Source organism: Tenacibaculum piscium (assembly GCF_021390715.1).
GTDB classification, from domain to species: Bacteria; Bacteroidota; Bacteroidia; order Flavobacteriales; family Flavobacteriaceae; genus Polaribacter; species Polaribacter piscius.
Genome location: NZ_JAJGWT010000003.1, coordinates 249070 through 269541 on the forward strand (window position 1 = coordinate 249070; position 20472 = coordinate 269541).

16 protein-coding genes, 1 tRNA gene and 1 pseudogene are annotated in these 20472 nt (G+C 30.1%); 15 read left to right on the forward strand and 3 right to left on the reverse strand.

Annotation, left to right across the window (positions count from 1 at the left end):
- The first annotated feature begins 97 nt into the window (after nucleotides 1-97).
- Nucleotides 98-505 carry a DoxX family protein gene (locus L0U77_RS04870; protein ID WP_233900817.1) on the forward strand — a complete coding sequence of 136 codons (408 nt, stop codon included), beginning with the start codon at nucleotides 98-100 and terminating at the stop codon, nucleotides 503-505.
- A 144-nt stretch (nucleotides 506-649) separates the two neighbouring features.
- Here the strand turns inward: L0U77_RS04870 and L0U77_RS04875 are convergent, their stop codons facing one another.
- A complete protein-coding gene (locus tag L0U77_RS04875) occupies nucleotides 650-1267 on the reverse strand; it encodes a DUF1684 domain-containing protein (protein WP_233900123.1) in 618 nt (205 codons plus the stop codon).
- A gap of 424 nt (nucleotides 1268-1691) precedes the next feature.
- Between L0U77_RS04875 and L0U77_RS04880 the strand changes: the two genes are divergently transcribed.
- The 10 genes and pseudogenes from L0U77_RS04880 to L0U77_RS04925 all read left to right on the forward strand — a co-directional run bounded on the left by L0U77_RS04880 (nucleotide 1692) and on the right by L0U77_RS04925 (nucleotide 12289).
- Nucleotides 1692-1922: a hypothetical protein gene (locus tag L0U77_RS04880; RefSeq protein WP_101902682.1), complete on the forward strand. Its 231-nt coding sequence runs from the start codon at nucleotides 1692-1694 to the stop codon at nucleotides 1920-1922.
- A gap of 333 nt (nucleotides 1923-2255) precedes the next feature.
- A tRNA-Thr gene (locus tag L0U77_RS04885) sits at nucleotides 2256-2329 on the forward strand.
- 78 nt (nucleotides 2330-2407) lie between these two features.
- Complete coding sequence (udk, locus tag L0U77_RS04890; RefSeq protein ID WP_256444160.1) at nucleotides 2408-3058, forward strand: uridine kinase; 651 nt, start codon at nucleotides 2408-2410, stop codon at nucleotides 3056-3058.
- Nucleotides 3058-3378 (forward strand): FtsB family cell division protein, encoded by a 321-nt coding sequence (locus L0U77_RS04895; RefSeq protein ID WP_101916767.1) that lies wholly within the window; start codon nucleotides 3058-3060, stop codon nucleotides 3376-3378. The genes udk and L0U77_RS04895 overlap by 1 nt, the downstream gene beginning before the upstream one ends.
- Complete coding sequence (locus L0U77_RS04900) at nucleotides 3378-4724, forward strand: methylmalonyl-CoA mutase subunit beta (protein WP_233897338.1); 1347 nt, start codon at nucleotides 3378-3380, stop codon at nucleotides 4722-4724. Before L0U77_RS04895 ends, L0U77_RS04900 begins: the two co-directional genes overlap by 1 nt.
- A gap of 75 nt (nucleotides 4725-4799) precedes the next feature.
- Nucleotides 4800-5567 (forward strand): annotated as a pseudogene (locus L0U77_RS04905) (methylmalonyl-CoA mutase family protein); the annotation flags it as partial.
- 33 nt (nucleotides 5568-5600) lie between these two features.
- The gene (gene asd, locus L0U77_RS04910) at nucleotides 5601-6479 is read left to right on the forward strand and encodes an archaetidylserine decarboxylase (RefSeq protein ID WP_101916770.1); all 879 of its coding nucleotides are present in this window, start codon (nucleotides 5601-5603) and stop codon (nucleotides 6477-6479) included.
- Between the two features lie 117 nt (nucleotides 6480-6596).
- Nucleotides 6597-9761 carry a cytochrome c biogenesis protein CcsA gene (locus L0U77_RS04915; protein WP_233897337.1) on the forward strand — a complete coding sequence of 1055 codons (3165 nt, stop codon included), beginning with the start codon at nucleotides 6597-6599 and terminating at the stop codon, nucleotides 9759-9761.
- Nucleotides 9762-9834: 73 nt separating this feature from the next.
- Complete coding sequence (locus tag L0U77_RS04920) at nucleotides 9835-10350, forward strand: DUF2892 domain-containing protein (protein WP_233897336.1); 516 nt, start codon at nucleotides 9835-9837, stop codon at nucleotides 10348-10350.
- A gap of 37 nt (nucleotides 10351-10387) precedes the next feature.
- The gene (locus L0U77_RS04925) at nucleotides 10388-12289 is read left to right on the forward strand and encodes a polysaccharide biosynthesis protein (RefSeq protein ID WP_233897335.1); all 1902 of its coding nucleotides are present in this window, start codon (nucleotides 10388-10390) and stop codon (nucleotides 12287-12289) included.
- A 107-nt stretch (nucleotides 12290-12396) separates the two neighbouring features.
- On the opposite strand, the gene L0U77_RS04930 is transcribed toward L0U77_RS04925, so the two are convergent.
- Nucleotides 12397-13674 (reverse strand): UDP-N-acetylmuramoyl-tripeptide--D-alanyl-D-alanine ligase, encoded by a 1278-nt coding sequence (locus L0U77_RS04930; RefSeq protein WP_233897334.1) that lies wholly within the window; start codon nucleotides 13672-13674, stop codon nucleotides 12397-12399.
- A 73-nt stretch (nucleotides 13675-13747) separates the two neighbouring features.
- Nucleotides 13748-15463, reverse strand: coding sequence for a gliding motility lipoprotein GldJ (gene gldJ / locus L0U77_RS04935; RefSeq protein ID WP_233883691.1), 1716 nt, complete (start codon nucleotides 15461-15463; stop codon nucleotides 13748-13750).
- A gap of 374 nt (nucleotides 15464-15837) precedes the next feature.
- Between gldJ and porV the strand changes: the two genes are divergently transcribed.
- From porV to guaA, 4 genes are all read left to right on the forward strand, one after another.
- A complete protein-coding gene (porV, locus tag L0U77_RS04940; protein ID WP_101916776.1) occupies nucleotides 15838-16932 on the forward strand; it encodes a type IX secretion system outer membrane channel protein PorV in 1095 nt (364 codons plus the stop codon).
- Nucleotides 16933-17072: 140 nt separating this feature from the next.
- Nucleotides 17073-17555 carry a cytidine deaminase gene (cdd, locus tag L0U77_RS04945; protein ID WP_233883692.1) on the forward strand — a complete coding sequence of 161 codons (483 nt, stop codon included), beginning with the start codon at nucleotides 17073-17075 and terminating at the stop codon, nucleotides 17553-17555.
- Between the two features lie 223 nt (nucleotides 17556-17778).
- On the forward strand, nucleotides 17779-18852 hold the full coding sequence (locus L0U77_RS04950; RefSeq protein WP_233883693.1) for a 3-oxoacyl-ACP synthase III family protein: 1074 nt from the start codon (nucleotides 17779-17781) through the stop codon (nucleotides 18850-18852).
- Between the two features lie 84 nt (nucleotides 18853-18936).
- The gene (gene guaA, locus L0U77_RS04955) at nucleotides 18937-20472 is read left to right on the forward strand and encodes a glutamine-hydrolyzing GMP synthase (RefSeq protein WP_233861333.1); all 1536 of its coding nucleotides are present in this window, start codon (nucleotides 18937-18939) and stop codon (nucleotides 20470-20472) included.

Sequence of the window (20472 nt, forward strand, 5' to 3'; positions counted from 1 at the left end):
TATAAAAAATAAAGCTGATTTCAAAAACATTAATAAAGAAAATGAATAATCATTCTTTTTTGTATCTTGCGGAATAAAAAAGTATAAAACTCAAATTATGATGACAAAAAAACAACGATTTTGGAATGTATTAAAAATACTTCTAGCAGTATTTATGATATTTGGCGGTGTACAACATTTTATAAAACCAACTTTTTACCTGCCTTTTGTGCCTTCATTTTTACCGTTTCCGATAACGATTATTTATCTATCAGGAATTTTAGAAATTGGTTTAGGAATATTATTATTTTTGAATAAGAAATATGCAAAAATGGGCGCTTTAGGAATATTTTATTTGATGCTTTTATTTTTACCTATTCATATTTGGGATGTATTTTCAGCAACTCCTGCGATTGGTTCACATACGGCAGCGTTAATTAGAGTTCCTTTTCAATTTTTATTTATCGCTTGGTCTTGGAAAATATATAAAGAAATTTCTAACACTATTGTTATCAACAATAATTAAAAAATTACAAGAAGTAAAAAATCATAAAAACGCTAAATTCCAGTGATTTTTTTCTTTCAAAGAAATTGTATCGAGAGCTTTTTTAACTTTAAAATTCATCAACATAAAAAAGTTCAATTTCTCGATACAATTCTCGATGTATTTTTACTTTTTATATGCCTTTACGCCTGCATTTATTTCGATATCTAAATAATTATCTCTTGGTGTGATTGGGCAAGAATACCGATTACTATACGCACAATACGGATTGTAAGCTTCATTAAAATCAATCAAAATAGTGCCGTTTTGAGTTTCATCGGTCGTTAAAACATCGATAAAACGACCGCCTTCATAACTTGTTTTTCCATTTGTTTTATCAAAAAAAGGCAAAAATAAATGATTTTGATATTTTTCACTCGGTTTTATATCCTTATAAATAGCGAGTTCAAAATTTTTATCAGCAATTTTAAACGAAACAATTCCATATTTTTTGTAAACCACAACCGTTCCTTTTGTCGTTGGAAAATGAAAATTCGGAGCATCGGGCGTTTTAACGATTTTTGCCGTAACTTTATACATATCATCAATTTTGAAAAAATCCAATCCTTTAAATTTTCGCAAACCTCTTTTGGTTAAAGGTGATTTTGACGCGTCTTTAAACTCAGAATTTAGTTCTTTTTGAAAATCAGAATTTCCTAAAACTTTTCTTTTCTGCTGACTATTACAAGATTGTAACACGATTACAAAAATAATTACTAAAATTTTTCTTATACCACTATTCATACCTAATAACTGATTGTTTATTTTATTAAAATATCTTAAATTATCAGTAAATATAACCAAGAATAACTAGCTTTCAAAGCTACTTTACCTCTTAATTACCTACTTAATTAACCGTATTATTAATATGAAATTACCCTAATGTGTTAAAGTTCTGCTAATAAATCTTATATTTAAATATAAAATACTTATATTTAGCTTAACAAAATCGATAGTTGCGTAATAAAAAGAGCCGTTCTTACTATAATGAACTATATAAAGAAAATTTATATATAAATAAAACAATTGTATTGTTTTGTTACAAGTTAATAAAAGATTAATATATATTTGCCCCCCATTTTATTTTAGTTTTTAATCTTTTTTTGACCAAAATTAATTACGAAACTAGAATTTTAAAGGATAATTTAATTAAATAAGTAAGTATTTTATGAATTCAGAATTAATTAGTAAAGCAGACGAATTTGAACACCGAAAATTCAAATTTATTACTACTAGTGATAGAATATTAGCTTCAAGAGAAGTAAAATCTCTAATACTAGAGATAAACGAAGTATATAAAGAAACCAAAGATGTTGCGTTAATGGATGCAATGAAACGATTAACTGTTGTAAAACAACGAATTGAAAAACGATTAAAAGGGAAACCTTTAACTGCATAAATTTAAAGACAATAAATGTAACGTAATCTACGTTTATTGTTATATTGAATAGTTTACTCATCATTTATTATTCTTGATACTATTTATTCTTGAAAAAAAGTTCTAGCCTAATGCTAGAACTTTTTTAGCTTTTAGTTATTTTTAGTTTTCGTATTCCTTTTTTTAGAAGTTTTTTTATTTTTTTTCAAAAAAAATAAAACACGTATTCACATATAAAACAATGAGTTAACAAATCAGAAGAAAAAATAACATAAAAATCATCTAAAAAAATAAAAAAAAGTTTGTCAGTTTCTAAAAAGATACTATATTTGCATCGCTTTTAAGGGCAAACAAGCCGATGTAGCTCAGCTGGCTAGAGCAGCTGATTTGTAATCAGCAGGTCGTGGGTTCGAGTCCCTCCATCGGCTCAAAATAAAATAAAAAGTGCTAACTTAACGGTTAGCACTTTTTTTATGCCCTTATTTTCCTAATTTTTTTCCCTAAATTTGCTTTCATTATTTAGCTTAATAAAACACGCCTCCATGAAAAATATATTTGTAATCGGTATCGCTGGCGGAACCGGTAGTGGTAAAACTACTGTTGTAAACAAAATAATTAATGAACTTCCACAAGATGAAGTATGTATTATTTCTCAAGATTCTTACTATAGTGAAACCGAAAACTTAAGCTATGAAGAACGAACCAATATTAATTTCGACCATCCTAGAGCCATCGATTTTGAACTGCTCGTTACACATCTAAATAAGCTGAAAAATAATCAAATTATTGAACAACCTATTTATTCATTCGTTACGCACAATAGAACTAAAGATACCGTAAAAACACATCCAAGAAAAGTTGTTATTGTAGAAGGAATCTTAATTTTTAATAGCGAAAAACTAAGAAATCTTTGTGATATAAAAGTTTTTGTACATGCTGATGCCGATGAACGACTCATAAGACGAGTTCGTAGAGATATTAAAGAAAGAGGTCGTGATGTTGACGAAGTTTTAAGCAGATATCAAAATACGCTTAAACCAATGCATCAACAATTTATTGAACCTACAAAAAATTATGCCGATATTATTATCCCCAACGATAAACATAATAATGTGGCTATTGATATTGTTAGAACCGTAATCAGCGAACGTTTATAATGATGAATCTAAAATCAATAAAAAATAAAATACCCTTTAAAATAGCAACAAATACCTATGTTATTATTTTAACCATATTTATTACATGGATGCTTTTTTTTGATGAAAATTCCTACCTAACTCACCGAGAATTTAATAAAGAAATTGAAAAATTAGAAGTTTGGATTGACTATCATCAAAAGAAAATTAGTGCCGATAAAAAAACAATACAAAATCTTCAAAATTCTATCGAATTGCAACGCTACGCACGTGAAAAATATTTGATGAAAAAAGAAAATGAAGATATTTATATTATAGAATTTGATACAATTCCAAAATAATGAGCGATTATTTATTTAACGAATTCAACAAAAGTAGCCCCGCACAATGGAAACAACAAATTCAGGTGGCACTCAAAGGAGCTGATTACAATACCCTGCTTTGGAAAACCGACCAAGGAATTACGGTTAAACCTTTTTATACTAAAGAAGATCAGACAAATACAGCAATAAACATGCCCCAAAAAGGCTTTACTGTTTGTCAATCAATTTACATTACAGCCATCGAAGAAGCTCGTATTTTTGCTATCGATTCGTTAAAGAAAGGGGCAAAAGCCATTGAATTTAAAGCCAAAAAACCCTTCGACTATAAAACTCTTTTAAAAGATATTGACTTAAAAAATACCACACTTTATTTTAATTTTAAATTCTTAGATGCCAATTTTGTTCTCGAATTAGCAACATTTATCAACAGTGAAAAATGTTATTTTAATATCGATATTATTGGTAATTTAGTTGCCACTGGAAATTGGTTCAATAACACAAATAACGATTTTAAAGAATTTGAAAAAATCATATCAAAAATAAAGAATAGCGTTTGTATTCATACTTCAATATATCAAAATTCAGGAGCAAATTACACCCAACAACTCGCCTATGCACTTGCACACGCCAATGAATATTTGAATTATTTTGGAAGTGAAATCGCTCATAAAATACATTTTAATTTTTCGGTAGGAAGTGATTATTTTTTTGAAATCGCAAAACTTAGCGCCTTTCGAATTTTATGGAACGCCCTTTTAAAAGAATATAATGTTGAAAATCAACAAGCACATCTATTTGTACAACCAAGTTTACGCAATAAAACATTGTACGATTATCATATCAATATGGTCCGTACAACTTCGGAATGTATGAGTGCGATTTTAGGCGGTGCCGATACAATTAGCAATGTTTCTTATGATGATTTTTTTAATCATTCTAACGAATTTACACAACGAATTGCTAGGAATCAATTGCTTATTTTACAGCAAGAAAGTGGTTTTGCAGAAGCTCAAAATTTTGCAGATGGCACGTATTATATCGAATCGATTACCCAACAATTAGTACAAAATGCCCTGACCGTTTTTAAAACAATCGAAAAAGGAGGCGGTTTTTTAAAACAATTAAAACAAGGGATTATTCAACGAAAAATTAGAGAATCAGCAACAAAAGAACAAGAAAATTTTGATGCTGGAAAACTTGTTTTGATAGGTTCTAATACAATACAAAATCCGAAAAATAGAATGAAAAATAAAATACCGCTTTTCCCTTTTGTACAAATCAGACACGAAAAAACACGTATTCAACCTATTATTCAAAAAAGAATCACTGAAAAATTAGAACAAAAACGCTTAGAAAACGAATAAAAAATCAGCAAAAAAATATAAAGAAAAGTAAAAAATAGTAAATAACGAGCTATAAATAGTAAGTAGAAAATAAAAATGAGTAGAAAAGACGTATCAAATATACAAGTACAACAACCTAAAAAATCCGACGTTACACACAAACAACATGAGGATTTTATTGCAGGAATACCTCCTTATTTACGAGGTACTTCTCCAACAATGTATCTTGAAAAACCTTGGATAATTCATCAAGAAAGCTTGAAAAAATCAGCGAATTCAAACCAAAAAGAAGCCCTAAAAACTCCTGAAATTGAAATCGCTTACGCTTTATCCGAAGGGTTAGAACAGCTACAAAAAAACGTGAAAAAAGGCATCAATATTGATGCTATTGCTCCAAAAATAACCTTCTCTTTTGAAGTTGGCATGAATCATTTTGAAGAAATTGCAAAAATAAGAACCGCTAGAATGTTATGGGCGAAAATTGTACAACAATTCAACCCGAAAGATGCAAAATCATCGATTTTAAACCTACATTGTGAAACAAAAAATACTTCAAATTTTTCTTTGATTGATGACCAGCCTTTTAATAACATCACTCGAACCACTATTCAAGCAATGGCTACTGCTTTTGGAGGTACGCAAAGTTTACACACACATTCATTCGATCAAACAACGGCTTTACCAAATGATTTTTCAGCACGAATTGCTCGAAACACACAACTTTTTTTACAAGAAGAAACCCATATCACCAAAACAATTGACCCTTGGGCTGGAAGTTATCATTTAGAAAAATTAACAGAAGATATCGCCCATAAAGCATGGAAATTAATTACCGAAATTCAAGAACTCGGAGGCATTAATAAAGTCAAAAAATAAGCCCAAAAATAAGCCGAAACTATGAAAATACAATTTATCGATAGAAAATCTGGAAACTTAATCACCGAAACACCACCTGGTGAAGGTTTTTTGAAATTATTATATCATAATCCGTTTGGTAAAATGGCACTTTTACCGATCGTGAAACGTAAATTTTTATCCGCTTATTATGGCAAATTAATGGACAAACCAAATTCTGTTACTAAAATTGATGATTTTGTAAAAGAATTAGACATCAATATGAATGAAGCCGAAAAATCAATAGAAAAATATACCTCTTTTAATGATTTTTTCTACAGAAAATTAAAACGTGGCGCACGCCCTATTGAAAACGGATTCGTTTCCCCTGGTGATGGAAAAATGTTAGCTTTTGAAAATATTGCCGATATCAATAATTTCTTTGTAAAAGGACGAAAATTTACCCTAAAAGAATTTTTAGCCGATGATATATTAGCCGAAAAACATGAAAATTCTTCCTTAATTATTTTACGATTAGCTCCGAATGATTATCATCGCTATCATTTTCCGTTTAAAGGAATACCGTCGAAAATGACCAAAATTAAAGGTAGTTATTTCTCCGTTTCTCCCTACGCATTGGCATCGAATTTTACCAAAGTTTTTTGTGAAAATAAACGAGAATATTGCATTTTATCATCCCAAGAAAAAGGAGATATTATTGTAGCTCCTGTTGGCGCTACCATGGTCGGAACGATTATTAGCACCTATCAAAAAGAACAACCCGTAAAAAAAGGCGACGAAATGGGCTATTTTGCCTTCGGTGGCTCAACAATTGTTTTAATTATTGATAAAAATAAACTCAAAATAGATGCCGATATCCTTAAAAATACCAAAAATCATATAGAAACTTTTGTGAAAATGGGCGAAAAAATAGGCGTTTAAAACTTGCTACTTTAACATTTCATTACATTTAAAAATGATGAAAACAGTAACCTTTTAAAACTTTAATCCGTAAATTCGCAGAGTTTTATACTTAGCCAATCATTAGCCAATTTACAGATGAAAAAAGTCTTAGATATTCTTTACTCTACCCGCTTAACAGCCGTATTATTCTTCGTTTTCGCAATAGCAATGGGAGTTGCAACATTCATAGAAAATGATTTTGGAACACAAACTTCAAAAGCCTTAGTATACAATGCTTGGTGGTTTGAATTAATTCAAGTATTTTTTGTGATTAATTTCTTTGGAAATATCTTCAGATATCGCTTGTACAAAAAAGAAAAATGGTCGGTATTACTATTTCACATTTCTTTTTTACTGATTTTAATCGGTGCAGGAATTACACGCTATATCAGTTATGAAGGTTTAATGATTATCGATGAAGGGGAAACAACCAATACTTTTTTATCCGATATTAATTATTTAAACGTAATTATTGATAATAACGAATTTCAAAAAGAAACAAATAATACATTATTATTATCAGCTTTAGGAAATAATACTGCCAATTTTACCGAGTATTTTCAACCAAAAAAAGATGGCGAAAATCATGAAATAAACTTTAAATTAGTTGAGTATATTCCGTGGGCAGAAGAAAAATTAATCGAAAATGAAAATGGTGTTGAACATCTTAAATTAATAGAAAGTTCAAGCGGAAGCAGACACGAACATTATCTTAAAAGCGGTACGATTCAAAATATTCATAATATTTTAGTCGGATTTAATGCCCCAAATAATGATAAAAATAATGGCGCGAATATTAATATCTTCAGCCAAAATGATACCCTGAAAATACAAACTAAAACAGCAGGGAATTATCAAATAATGGCAACTCAAGAAAAAGGATTGGTCAAAAAAGACACCATTCAAAACTTTAATCTTCGTTCATTATATCAAGTTGCAGGACTTCCATTTGTAGTTCCAGTGCCTCCCGTTAAAGGAGAAATGAAAATCCTTAGAGGTGAAAAAAATGACCAAAAATTTGATATGGTCGTTTTTGATGTTACTTTTAATGATAAAACAGAACGTGTAAAATTAACTGGAGGTAATTTCAATGTTGCTGGAAAAGAACAATTTAGTATCGATAATTTGAATTTTAGAGCTTGGTACGGAGCAAAACAACGCACAACGCCTTTTAGTGTGAAATTAAATGACTTTCAATTACAAAAATATCCAGGTTCAGAAAATGCAGCTTCTTTCGCAAGTGAAGTAACCGTTATCGACAAAGAAGAAACATTTGATTATCGAATTTTTATGAATAATATTTTAGATTATAAAGGCTATAAATTATTTCAATCTAGTTATAAAATTGAAGGAGATAAAGAACAAACACACCTTTCTGTAAATCATGATTATATCGGAACGTTAGTTACCTATATCGGTTATTTCTTATTGTTTTTTGGATTAATCGCATCCTTATTTGTTAAAAATACCCGTTTTGATCACCTGAAAAAATCATTAGTGAAAATTAGAACCAAAAAAGCAACGCTTACTATCTTATTGTTAGCAACTACTTTTTTAAGCTTCTCTCAACATCAAAAACAACAACATCAACAACCTCAAAAATTATCAGAAAAAGAAATTGAAAGCGTTTTAAAAAAATCAGTCGTAAACCAACAACATGCCGATTTATTTAGCGAATTAGTAATACAAGATACAGGCGGACGTATGAAACCCGCACATACTTTTGCCTCAGAATTAGTTCGAAAAGTAGCGCATACCGATAGTTTTAAAGACTTAACACCAAGTCAAATTTTAGTGTCAATCACGGAATCTCCAATGTTTTGGTTGAATGTTCCATTTGTATATCTGGAGAAAGGAAATACCAAAATTCGTGAAATTTTAGGCGTTGAAAAAGAAGCAGAATATGCCCGTTTTATCGATTTTTATGATAAAAATGGAAGCTCTAAAATTAGTAATCTCGTTATTGAAGCTCAAAAAAAACAAATTCAAAATAAATTTGAAAAAGATATTATAAAAATAGAACACCGTGTTTGGCTACTCTCACAAGCATTAGGTGGCGGAATTTTACGAATTTTCCCAATACCTAATGATGAACAACATAAATGGGTATCGCAACCTGAAACTTCACAAGCAAACTTTAAAGGAACCGATTCTGTTTTTGTAAGACAATCATTACCTGTATATTTTCAACTATTACAAGAAGCTAAAAAAACAGGAAATTATACCGAAAGCAATAAAATTTTAGACGGAATTAAAAAATTTCAACGAAAATTTGGTGCAGAAGTTATTCCTTCTGAAAATAAAATAAAACTAGAAATCGCTTACAACAAAACCAATATTTTTGTTAAACTATCTAAATACTACGGTTTTATAAGTCTTTTAATGATTGTTTTTGTGTTTTTTCAAATATTTAATAACAAACCTTGGATCAATTATGTAGTAAAAACATTAATCGGTGTGGTTATCCTATTGTTTATTGCTCATATTTTAGGACTAGTCGCACGATGGCAAATAAGTGGAAATGCTCCTTGGAGTAACGCTTACGAATCTATTATATTCGTTGGTTTAGCCACGATGTTATTTGGCTTACTATTAGGAAAAAAATCATCCTTAACCATTGCTGCAACCACATTTTTAACCGCTATTATTTTATTTTTTGCACATCAAAATTGGTTAGATCCGCAAATTGCAAACTTAGTTCCTGTATTAAACTCTTGGTGGCTATATGTACACGTATCAATTATTGTTGCGAGTTACGGTCCTTTTGCTTTGGGAATGATATTAGGAATTTTCTCATTATTTTTAATCATTTTCACCAACGAAAAGAATAAAAAGAAAATGGATATTCACCTAAAAGAACTCACCGTAATTAACGAAATGGCAATAACTGTTGGGTTAATTATGTTGGTAATCGGAAACTTTTTAGGTGGAATGTGGGCCAATGAAAGTTGGGGACGTTATTGGGGTTGGGATCCGAAAGAAACCTGGGCATTAATATCAATTATGATTTATTCTTTTGTATTACACATGCGTTTAATTCCTGGATTAAGAGGAAGATATACTTTCAACTTGTGGTCAATAATCGCTTTTGCATCTATTATGATGACCTATTTTGGCGTGAATTTTTACTTATCAGGACTACATTCTTACGCAAGTGGTGATAAAGTAATTACACCTACTTCTATCTATTATTCAGTCGCTTTTGTTATAATAATAGGAACGCTAGCTTGGTTTAAATATAAAAAATTTTATCAGAAATAAAGCAACAATTATTTTAATAGAAAAATGTATTTTCGCAAATAAAAATAAATTTAAGAATCAATAAAAACTAAAAATGTTTAATAAAAATATAAAATTAATTATCGCAGGTGTAATAAGTTTATGGGCGATTTATGAATTTGCTCAAGTTCATATAATGAATGGAATTTCGATTCTTTTATTAGCAGGAATTTTCGTGTTTTTCTATTTCAAAAATGAATTTATTTTACTTGCATTTATGCAATTACGTAAGCAAAATTTTGAAGGAACTAAAAAATGGTTAGCTTATATTAAAAATCCATCAACAGCATTAATTCAAAAACAAGAAGGATATTTTAATTATCTGCAAGGAATTATGTTAAGTCAAACAAACATAACACAGGCTGAAAAATTCTTAAAAAAAGCTGTTAAATTAGGCTTAGCAATGGATCATGATTTAGCGATGGCAAAATTACAATTAGCAGGAATTGCCATGACTAAACGTAGAAAAAGAGAGGCAACAATTCTAATGAATGAAGCTAAAAAACTAGACAAACATGGCATGTTAAAAGAACAAATACAAATGATGAAGAAACAAATGGCTAAAATTTAAGTTTTATTTTGTATTTTTAACATTTAATAAACATATAATGCCAAAAAAAATTGCTTTAAAGTTTTTTGAACGATACGCCTCTAGGTGGATTGTTTTAAGTATTGACATCATTTTAGTCTGTATTTCCTTCATACTAGCGTACTCCGTACGTTTTAATGCTAGTTTGAATTTTGATCTTAATCATTTATATTATCAAATTCCTTTTATCGCATGTATAGCACTTATAAGTTTTCTTATCGTGGGCTCCTACCGAGGTATTGTCAGGCATACAGGAACAAGAGATGCTTTTAATGTTTTTTTAGGCGTTAGTTTACTTTTTTTAACCGCAATTTCTATTGTTTTAATTAATAATTTATTTGCTATCGTTCCTAGTTTTACGATTCCTATATCAATTTTGATTATTCATTATTTGATTTCAATTTTAGCATTAATCATTAGTAGATATATTTTTAAAGCTTTTTTTGAAATGATATCTACTGAACTAAGTAATACTTCAAATGTCCTTATTTACGGCGCAGGAGATTCAGGGTTAGCCACTTATGATGCTCTAAATAGAGAAACAAAATACAGTTATAAAATTATTGGCTTTATTGATGATAATGAAAAAAAGGCAGGAAAAAAGATTAATCAGGTTAATATTTACAATCGTAAAGTTATCAACAAAGAATTTATAGAAAATAAACAGATTGATGAAGTTATTATTTCTATTCAAAATATAAAATCTGAAAAACTACTTTATCTTACAGATACTTTATTTGATTTAGGCGTAAAAGTTAAAATTGTCCCACCTATTTCAAAATGGATTGATGGCGATTTAGAAGCAAATCAAATTAAAACGGTAAAAATAGAAGATTTACTAAACAGAAAACCTATTTCTATTGAAAATCCGATTGTTAAAAAAGACGTAAATAATAAGGTCATTTTAGTAACAGGAGCGGCTGGTTCAATAGGATCCGAAATTTCAAGACAATTAAGTGCTTACCAGCATAAACATTTAGTACTAATTGATCAAGCCGAATCTGCTCTATACGATCTTCAACAAGAACTTATTCAAAAAGGCAGACAAAACATCACTTCTATCGTTGCAGACGTTAGAGATGAAACAAGAATGTCTAAAATTTTTGAACAATATAAACCACAGAAAGTGTTTCATGCAGCAGCTTATAAACACGTTCCTTTAATGGAAATGACTCCTTATGAAGCTGTTAAAATAAACATTGCAGGAACTAAAAATATTGCCGATTTATCCATAAAACACCAAGTAGAACGTTTTGTTATGGTTTCTACGGATAAGGCAGTAAATCCTACAAATGTAATGGGAGCAACCAAAAGAGTTGCCGAAATGTACATCAGTTGTTTAAGTAATGATACAAGTCATCATACTAAATTTACCATTACACGATTTGGAAATGTTTTAGGTTCTAACGGCTCTGTAATTCCTCTTTTTAAACGTCAAATTGAAAATGGCGGTCCTTTAACAGTTACTCACAAAGATATTACACGTTATTTTATGACCATACCAGAGGCTTGTTGCTTGGTTTTAGAAGCAGGAACTATGGGGAATGGTGGTGAAATTTATATTTTCGACATGGGGAAATCTGTAAAAATATATGAAATAGCCAAAAGAATGATTCATTTATCGGGATTAAAATTTCCAGAAGATATTGATATCAAAATAACAGGATTACGCCCTGGCGAAAAACTGTACGAAGAGCTTTTAGCTGATGGTGAAAATACAGCGCCTACCTATCATGAAAAAATAATGATTGCTAAAAACCAAAAAATAAATACTATTTTTATTAGTGATCGGATTTCTAATTTATGTATAACGAATAAGAATCATGATAATCAGAAAACAGTACAATTGATAAAAGAAATTGTTCCTGAATATAAATCTAAAAATTCTATTTATGAAGAGTTAGATACTAAAGTTATTTAATTTCAAAAATTATTATTTTTACTGATTATAATAAAAAAAAACATTCCGATATTTTAGTTAAAAAGCTAAATTATCGGAATGTTTTTTTCTGTTTTTAAGGATTAAAATTAACAATATTTAACAATTCTTTCCAATGCCATTCCTCTTGATCCTTTTATCAAAATAGTACTTTCTTTTATAGGATTTTTTTGTAAATATTCTTTTAATACTTCAAAACTTATAATTTTTTGATACTTTTTTTCATTTTTTATTTGACACCTTATTTCGGTCTGATTAAAGTTTTCACCTACAAAGAACGCCTTATCAAAATTAAAACTAAGCGTTAAATCAACAATAGCTTGATGAGCTGTTTTACTATAATTTCCTAACTCAAACATATCGCCTAAAATAACTATTTTTTGTTTTTCTTTCAAGTTATTAAAGCTTTCTAGCGCAACTTTCATGCTCGTTGGGTTAGCATTATATGCATCTAAAATAATACTGTTATTTTGAGTTTCAATAACTTGTGAACGATTATTTGACGAAGTATATTTTTCAATAGCTTCTTTAATTTTTTCTTTAGATATCTTAAAATAATCCCCTATCGTAATAGCGGCTGATATGTTTGAAAAATTATACGCTCCTATCAAATTACTTTGTATTTCTAATGATGCAAAAGATAATTTCACAAAAGGATTTGCCGTTATAAAACCAATAGATTTTTCAAACAAAACAGTATTTGCATTTTTAGTTTTTTCTATCTGAATAGCATCTTTTGGATTTACAAAAACATTTTTATTGTTTTTGATAAGAAAATCATATAGTTCTGATTTTGCTTTTACAACACCTTCTAAAGATCCAAAACCTTCTAAATGTGCGCTTCCAAAATTAGTGATATATCCAAAATCTGGCGTTGTTATTTCAGTTAAAAAAGCGATTTCTTTAGGATGATTTGCTCCCATTTCAACAATTCCTATTTCGGTTTGGTTTGTCATGGAAAGTAAGGTTAAAGGAACTCCAATATGATTATTTAAATTCCCTCGAGTGGCAATCGTGTTATATTTTGATGATAATACAGTATTAATTAACTCTTTGGTTGTTGTTTTTCCATTGCTACCTGTTATCGCTATAATAGGTATTCCTAACTTTTTTCGATGATAGCTTGCCAAATCTTGTAGTGTTTTTAATACATCTTCCACTAAAATAGTTTTATCAGAGGTTTTAAATGCTATCTCATCAATAATAGCAAATTTAGCTCCTTTTTTTAATGCCTGTTCAGCAAACTTATTTCCATTGAAATTAGCTCCTTTTAAGGCAAAAAACAAGGTATTTTCTCTAATATTTCGAGTATCTGTATCAACGAAACCATGTTGAATATATAAGGTATATAAATCGGCTATCTTCATAATGTAAAAATAAAAAACCTCATTGAAAGTTCAATGAGGTTTTTTGTATAAAAATTTAATTTTCTATATTTATTTATCTTGATTTAGTTGAAAATTTTGGCGTTGGTCTCTTACGCTTGTTCAACATCATTGGTCCCATTTTATCAGTAGCACATCTAAATCCGATAAAATTAGTAGCCATATATTCGGGGAAATATCTTCTTTGTGCAGGATCTAACCAGTATTCTCTATCTGCCCAAGCACCTCCTTTATAAACTCTAGATTTATCACTAACTAAAGTTGATCTAGTTTTTGAATCGTATTTATAGTTATTAATTACATTTCCTAAAGAATCTCTATCTGCTTCTGGTTTTTCAGGTGAATTATACATTCTAGACATTTCACCTAATTGTTCCTTATCTAGTTCATAATCTTTTGAAGATGCTTGATCTCCATCTCCTAAACTTGAATTATTTGCTAAATTATAGTTTCTTCTCATGTAGGTATCTTCCTTTGTAATAGGAATAAACTTAACACTACCTGGTAATTCTTTCGGTACGATTCTTCCATTTTCAAGGGTATCGTATTCTATTTCGCCTATTTCATCACCAACAATAACAACTTTACCATTTTGGTCGATTAATTTTTTTGTAAAAATATTTCCTCTAAAATAGTTGAAATCATTTGCTTCAGAATCAATAATAGGACGGTATACATCTTGTACCCATTCAGCTACGTTACCTGACATATCAAATAACCCAAAAGCATTTGGAGGATAACTTGCTACAGCATTTGGAATATCTGATCCATCACTACTCCAACCTGCAATACCACTATAATCTCCTTTTCCTTGTTTAAAGTTTCCTAACTGATCTCCTCTTCTTCTTTTATCTCTATCACGGGTATATTTACCGTTCCAGGCATATTTTTTTCTTCCACGGATATTGTTATACTCACGATTTTCAAAAATTGCTTTTGCAGCATATTCCCACTCTACTTCTGTTGGAAGTCTAAATTTTTGTGCTAAAATACCATCTGAAGAAGTAACTTGTCTTCCTGAAAATTTATCTTTATCAGGTTTAGGAGCTCCTTTTTTTCTTGGTACAGGAAGTCCTTTTTTATAAATTGTAGAATCTCCATCAAACAACGCATACGGATTGGTTAAATACGTATCAGTATCAAAGTTATTTTTACCTCTAAAACTTAATGAATCTTCTTTAAAAATATTTTTGATAACACCTTTATCCATTAATATTTTTAAGTTTACCGCATTGGTACGCCATTTACAGTATTTATTAGCCTGTAACCAACTCACACCAACAACAGGATATTCTGCATACGAAGGGTGTCTTAAATAACTTTCAGATAATAAATTCGTGTTTCCTAATCCTTTTCTCCAAACTAACGTATCTGGTAAAACGGATTGATAAATATTTTTAAATTGAGGTTCTTCTGGAGGGAAAACATCTTTCGTATATTGCATGAATAAACCATATTCTGCATTTGTAACTTCTGTTTCATCCATATAAAAAGAACGAACGTGCATTTTTTTAGGCGTTGTATTCCAGTCGAACATAACATCATCTTGCACTAATCCCATTGTGAAACTTCCTCCTTCAATGTGAGTCATTCCTGGGGGTACATCTTTACCTTCTTTATCTTCTCCTTTTATATAACTCCCGTAATCAGGGTCATTAAAGTTCCAACCTGTTAGTGAAGATTTACTTGAACCACCACCGTTGCTTTTACAAGAAGTAATAAACAAAGTAGCGATAACCAATAAACTAAATAATTTTAACGTACTTTTCATGTATTTTTAACTATTTTAAGGCTGGTGCAATTTACAATATTTCTAATTCCTTACAACTAATTTATTTATAAATTGATGTATAATGGGTTTACACTAGCGTAATTATAAAACGACTTTGTTTTATATTTAGTACTACGAAATTAAGAAAAAGATTAAATATTTCACATTAATATGTATTATTTTATAATTAAGGCTTCGTAAATAAACGTAATCTAGCTAAAAATACATAATTTTTATGTAAAAATAGTTAAAAAACAATAACATTATATAATAATTCATTTTTATAGCCGTTTGATTGTGGAGAATAAATCAAAAATTTTTAACTTTTTTTTAAGAATACCATATATTTGCTAAACTAAACAACCAAACTTCACATGAAAAAATTATCATTTTTTTTGTTTTTCACTTTTTTTGCCCTTCAAGTAAAAGCACAAAATTCACAGATTACAACGGCGACTCCCTTTTTATTAATTTCATCTGATGCTCGTGCTGGTGGTATGGGAGATGTAGGAGTTGCAACCTCTGCGGATGCTTTTTCTATTTTTCATAACCCTGCGAAAACAGCTTTTAATAAAAATAAAATAAGCATCGGTTTAAATTATACGCCTTGGTTACGAGAATTAACGAACGATGTTTTTGTTGGAAATTTTTCGTACGTAAATCGATTTAAAGAAACTGCTGCTTGGGGAGTTGATGTTAAGTATTTTTCTCTTGGTGAAATACCACTAAACGAAATAAATAACGGAAAAATAGTAGATTTAGGTTATAAAAACCCAAGTGAATTTGCTATTTCAGGGATTTATTCGATGAAATTAAGTGAAAAATTTTCGATGGGTATTGGCTTAAAATATATTAATTCAAATTTAGATTCTAGTAATAGTGATATTGATGCTGTAAATTCATTTGGCGTAGATGTATCAGGATATTATCAATCAACAGAAAGAAATTACGGAAATTTTAATGGTCGTTACCGTTTAGGTTTTAACATCGCAAACATCGGTCCTAAAGTTGAATACACACCTGGACAAGAACATTTTATACCTACGAATGCTAAATTAGGAGGTGGTTTCGATTTTATTTTGAATAGCAATAATATTGTAGGATTAAACTTAGAATTTACCAAATTATTAGTTCCTTCAAGTAGTGGCGTATCTACTAGAGGTTGGTTTGAAGGAATGTTCACTTCTTTAGGTGATAGAGATTTTAGCGAAGAACTACAAGAAACAACATGGGCATTAGGAGCAGAATATTTATACAAAAATTCATTTGCACTTAGAGGAGGTTATTTTCACGAAAATAAAGAAAAAGGACAACGTCAATTTTTAAGTTTAGGAACAGGTTTTACCGCCAAAGCTTTTACGTTAGATTTATCGTATTTAATTAATACATCAGAAATTAATAATCCTTTAGAAAGTACTTTACGTTTTTCATTGTCGTTTGATTTAGGTGAAATTTATGATGATTATTAAACGTACTTTTTAATCAAATTAACTAATTTTAGTTCAAATATTATTTTATATTACATAAAAAAAGCAGTCTATATTATATAGGTTGCTTTTTTAGTCTGATAATTAAAAATATTGTTTCAATTATTTATGTTTATGTATTTATGGAAAAAATAGAAATCAAAACTTCAGTTACCGTTTATAATAGCCTACCTGAATTATCCGAAGAAGATAAAAACTTAATGAATACTGCAATTTTGGCAAGAGCAAATGCCTATGCTCCGTATTCTAAATTTAAAGTTGGAGCTTCTTTTTTACTAGAAAACGGACAAATAGTATCAGGAAATAATCAAGAAAATGCGGCGTATCCTTCTGGAATGTGTGCCGAAAGAGTCGCTGTTTGGAAAGTTGGTTCGGAATTTCCTGGGATAAAAATTAAAAAACTTGCCATTACTGCCGCTTCTGAAAATGCAATTGTAAATAAACCAATCGGGCCTTGTGGCGCTTGCAGACAAACGCTATCAGAATATGAAATTAATCAAAAAGAACCGATAGAAGTGTTATTTATGGGCGAAATTGGTAAAATTGTAAAAACAACATCGCTACTTTCGTTGCTTCCATTTTCTTTTGATAGCGAATATTTGTAATTTTACCGACCTACAATATTTGAATATCAAGAAAAAATTTAAGAATAACAACACGCTTAAAAAAGAACCTTTTTTTTTGAAAATTAACAATTAAAAGCCTCTTTTTTAAGAAATCTATAATTATAAAAAATAGGAAACTAATTAAAGTGTTTTTCTAATTTAAAATGCTTTACTTGTATCTCTTTATAAAAAGAGTACGAAAAAAACAACCAAAATAATCAAAATGACATCAGCAGTAATTACAGGAACAGGATCATTTATTCCTTCGATAAAAAAGGAAAACAGTCAGTTTTCAGAAAATTTATTTTTGAATGCTGATGGTTCTTCTTTTGATAATACCAATGACATTATTATTGAAAAATTCAAATCAATAACAGGAATTGAACAACGCCGTTATGCTAAAAATGAGTATTCTTCCTCTGATTTAGGCTATTTTGCCGCTAAAAAAGCCATTGAAGATGCCAATATAAATCCAGAAGAATTAGATTATATTATCGTTGCTCATAATTTTGGCGATATAAAAAAAGATACCATTCAAAGTGATATGCTACCGAGTTTGGCAAGTCGTGTAAAACACTTGCTAAAAATAGAAAACCCAAATTGTGTTGCGTACGATATTTTATTCGGATGTCCTGGATGGGTACAAGGTGTTATCCAAGCACAAGCCTTTATTAAAGCGGGAATTGCCAAAAAATGTTTGGTTATCGGAAGTGAAACATTATCAAGAGTTATTGACGCGCACGACAGAGATTCCATGATTTATAGCGATGGTGCAGGTGCCTGTATTTTAGAGGAAAAAGAAAATACTACTAGCGGAATTTTAAGCCACGCTACCCAAAGTTTTACCAAAGAAGAAGCCTATTTTTTATTCTTTGGAAAATCTTTTAATAAAAATTTAAACACTTCTGAAAAAGATATCCACTACATAAAAATGCACGGACGTAAAATTTATGAATTCGCTCTTACCAATGTGCCAATAGCCATGAAAACAGCTTTAGATAAAAGTGGTATTGAAATTGACGAGGTTAAAAAAATATTTATCCATCAAGCAAATGAAAAAATGGATGAAGCAATTATCAAGCGTTTTTATCGATTGTATAAAAAACCAGTGCCCGAAAAAATAATGCCAATGAGTATCCGTACCTTAGGAAATAGCTCTGTAGCAACCGTACCAACACTCTTAGATTTAGTTTTAAAAGGAAATATCGAACATCAAGAAGTAAAAAAAGGTGATGTTATTATGTTAGCATCGGTAGGTTCGGGAATGAATATAAACGCTATTGTGTATCGTTATTAAATGAGAAAACTTAAAATTTAAAAAACTTGAAAAAAATCTAAAATCAAATACTTAAAATCTAAAATCTAAGTACTATTTTTGCGTATGCAACAACACAACGTACTTATTTTAGATTTCGGATCGCAATACACACAACTTATTGCACGCCGTGTTAGAGAATTAAACATATACTGTGAAATTCATCCGTATAACAAAATTCCTACAAACTTAAACGATTTTAAAGCCGTAATACTTTCTGGTAGCCCGAATTCTGTTCGTGCAGAAGGAGTCTTACATCCTGATTTATCAGAAATTAGAGGCAAAAAACCTGTATTAGCTGTTTGTTATGGAGCGCAATATTTAGCCCACTTTTCTGGTGGATTAGTAGCACCTTCAAACACCAGAGAATATGGTAGAGCTAATTTATCTTTTGTAAAAAATGGTGAAACGTTCTTTAAAGGAATTTCAACAGGAAGCCAAGTTTGGATGAGCCATTCAGACACTATTAAAAATTTGCCAACTAACGGAGTTTTATTAGCCAGCACTACTGATGTAGAAAATGCAGCCTATAAAATTGAAGGAGAATCAACGTATGCGATTCAATTTCACCCAGAAGTATATCATTCTACAGATGGAAAACAATTGTTACAAAACTTTTTAGTTGACATCGCTGATGTAGCCCAAACTTGGACTCCTGATTCATTTGTTGATGAAACAGTAGCCGATATTAAAGCAAAAGTAGGTAACGACAAAGTAGTTTTAGGATTGTCTGGAGGAGTAGATTCTACCGTAGCCGCTGTATTATTACACAAAGCAATTGGCGATAATTTACACTGTATTTTTGTAAATAATGGACTATTACGTAAAAATGAATATACCGATGTATTAAAACAATACGAAGGTATGGGCTTAAACGTAAAAGGCGTAGATGCTTCGGAACGTTTTTTAAGCGAACTGGCTGGATTAAGTGATCCTGAAGAAAAACGTAAGGCTATCGGTAAAGCTTTTATTGATGTTTTTGATGCTGAAGCAAATCAGATTGAAAACGCAAAATGGTTAGCACAAGGAACTATTTATCCTGATGTTATTGAATCTGTTTCTGTAAATGGAGGACCATCGGCAACTATTAAAAGTCATCATAATGTAGGTGGTTTGCCTGATTTTATGAAACTAAAAATCGTAGAGCCATTACGAATGATTTTTAAAGATGAAGTTCGCCGTGTAGGTGCTTCTATGGGAATTGATAAAGATTTATTAGGACGTCATCCTTTTCCAGGTCCTGGATTAGCAATTCGTATCTTAGGTGATATCACTAAAGAAAAAGTACGTATCTTACAAGAAGTTGATGCTGTTTTTATCAACGGATTAAAAGAAGATGGATTATATGACAAAGTATGGCAAGCTGGCGCAATTTTATTACCTGTAAACTCTGTTGGAGTTATGGGAGATGAAAGAACATATGAAAAAGTGGTTGCCTTACGTGCCGTAGAAAGTACCGATGGTATGACCGCAGATTGGGTAAATTTACCATACGAGTTTTTACAAAAAACATCAAACAAGATAATAAATAATGTAAAAGGTGTTAACAGAGTTGTGTACGATATCAGCTCGAAACCACCTGCAACAATTGAATGGGAATAA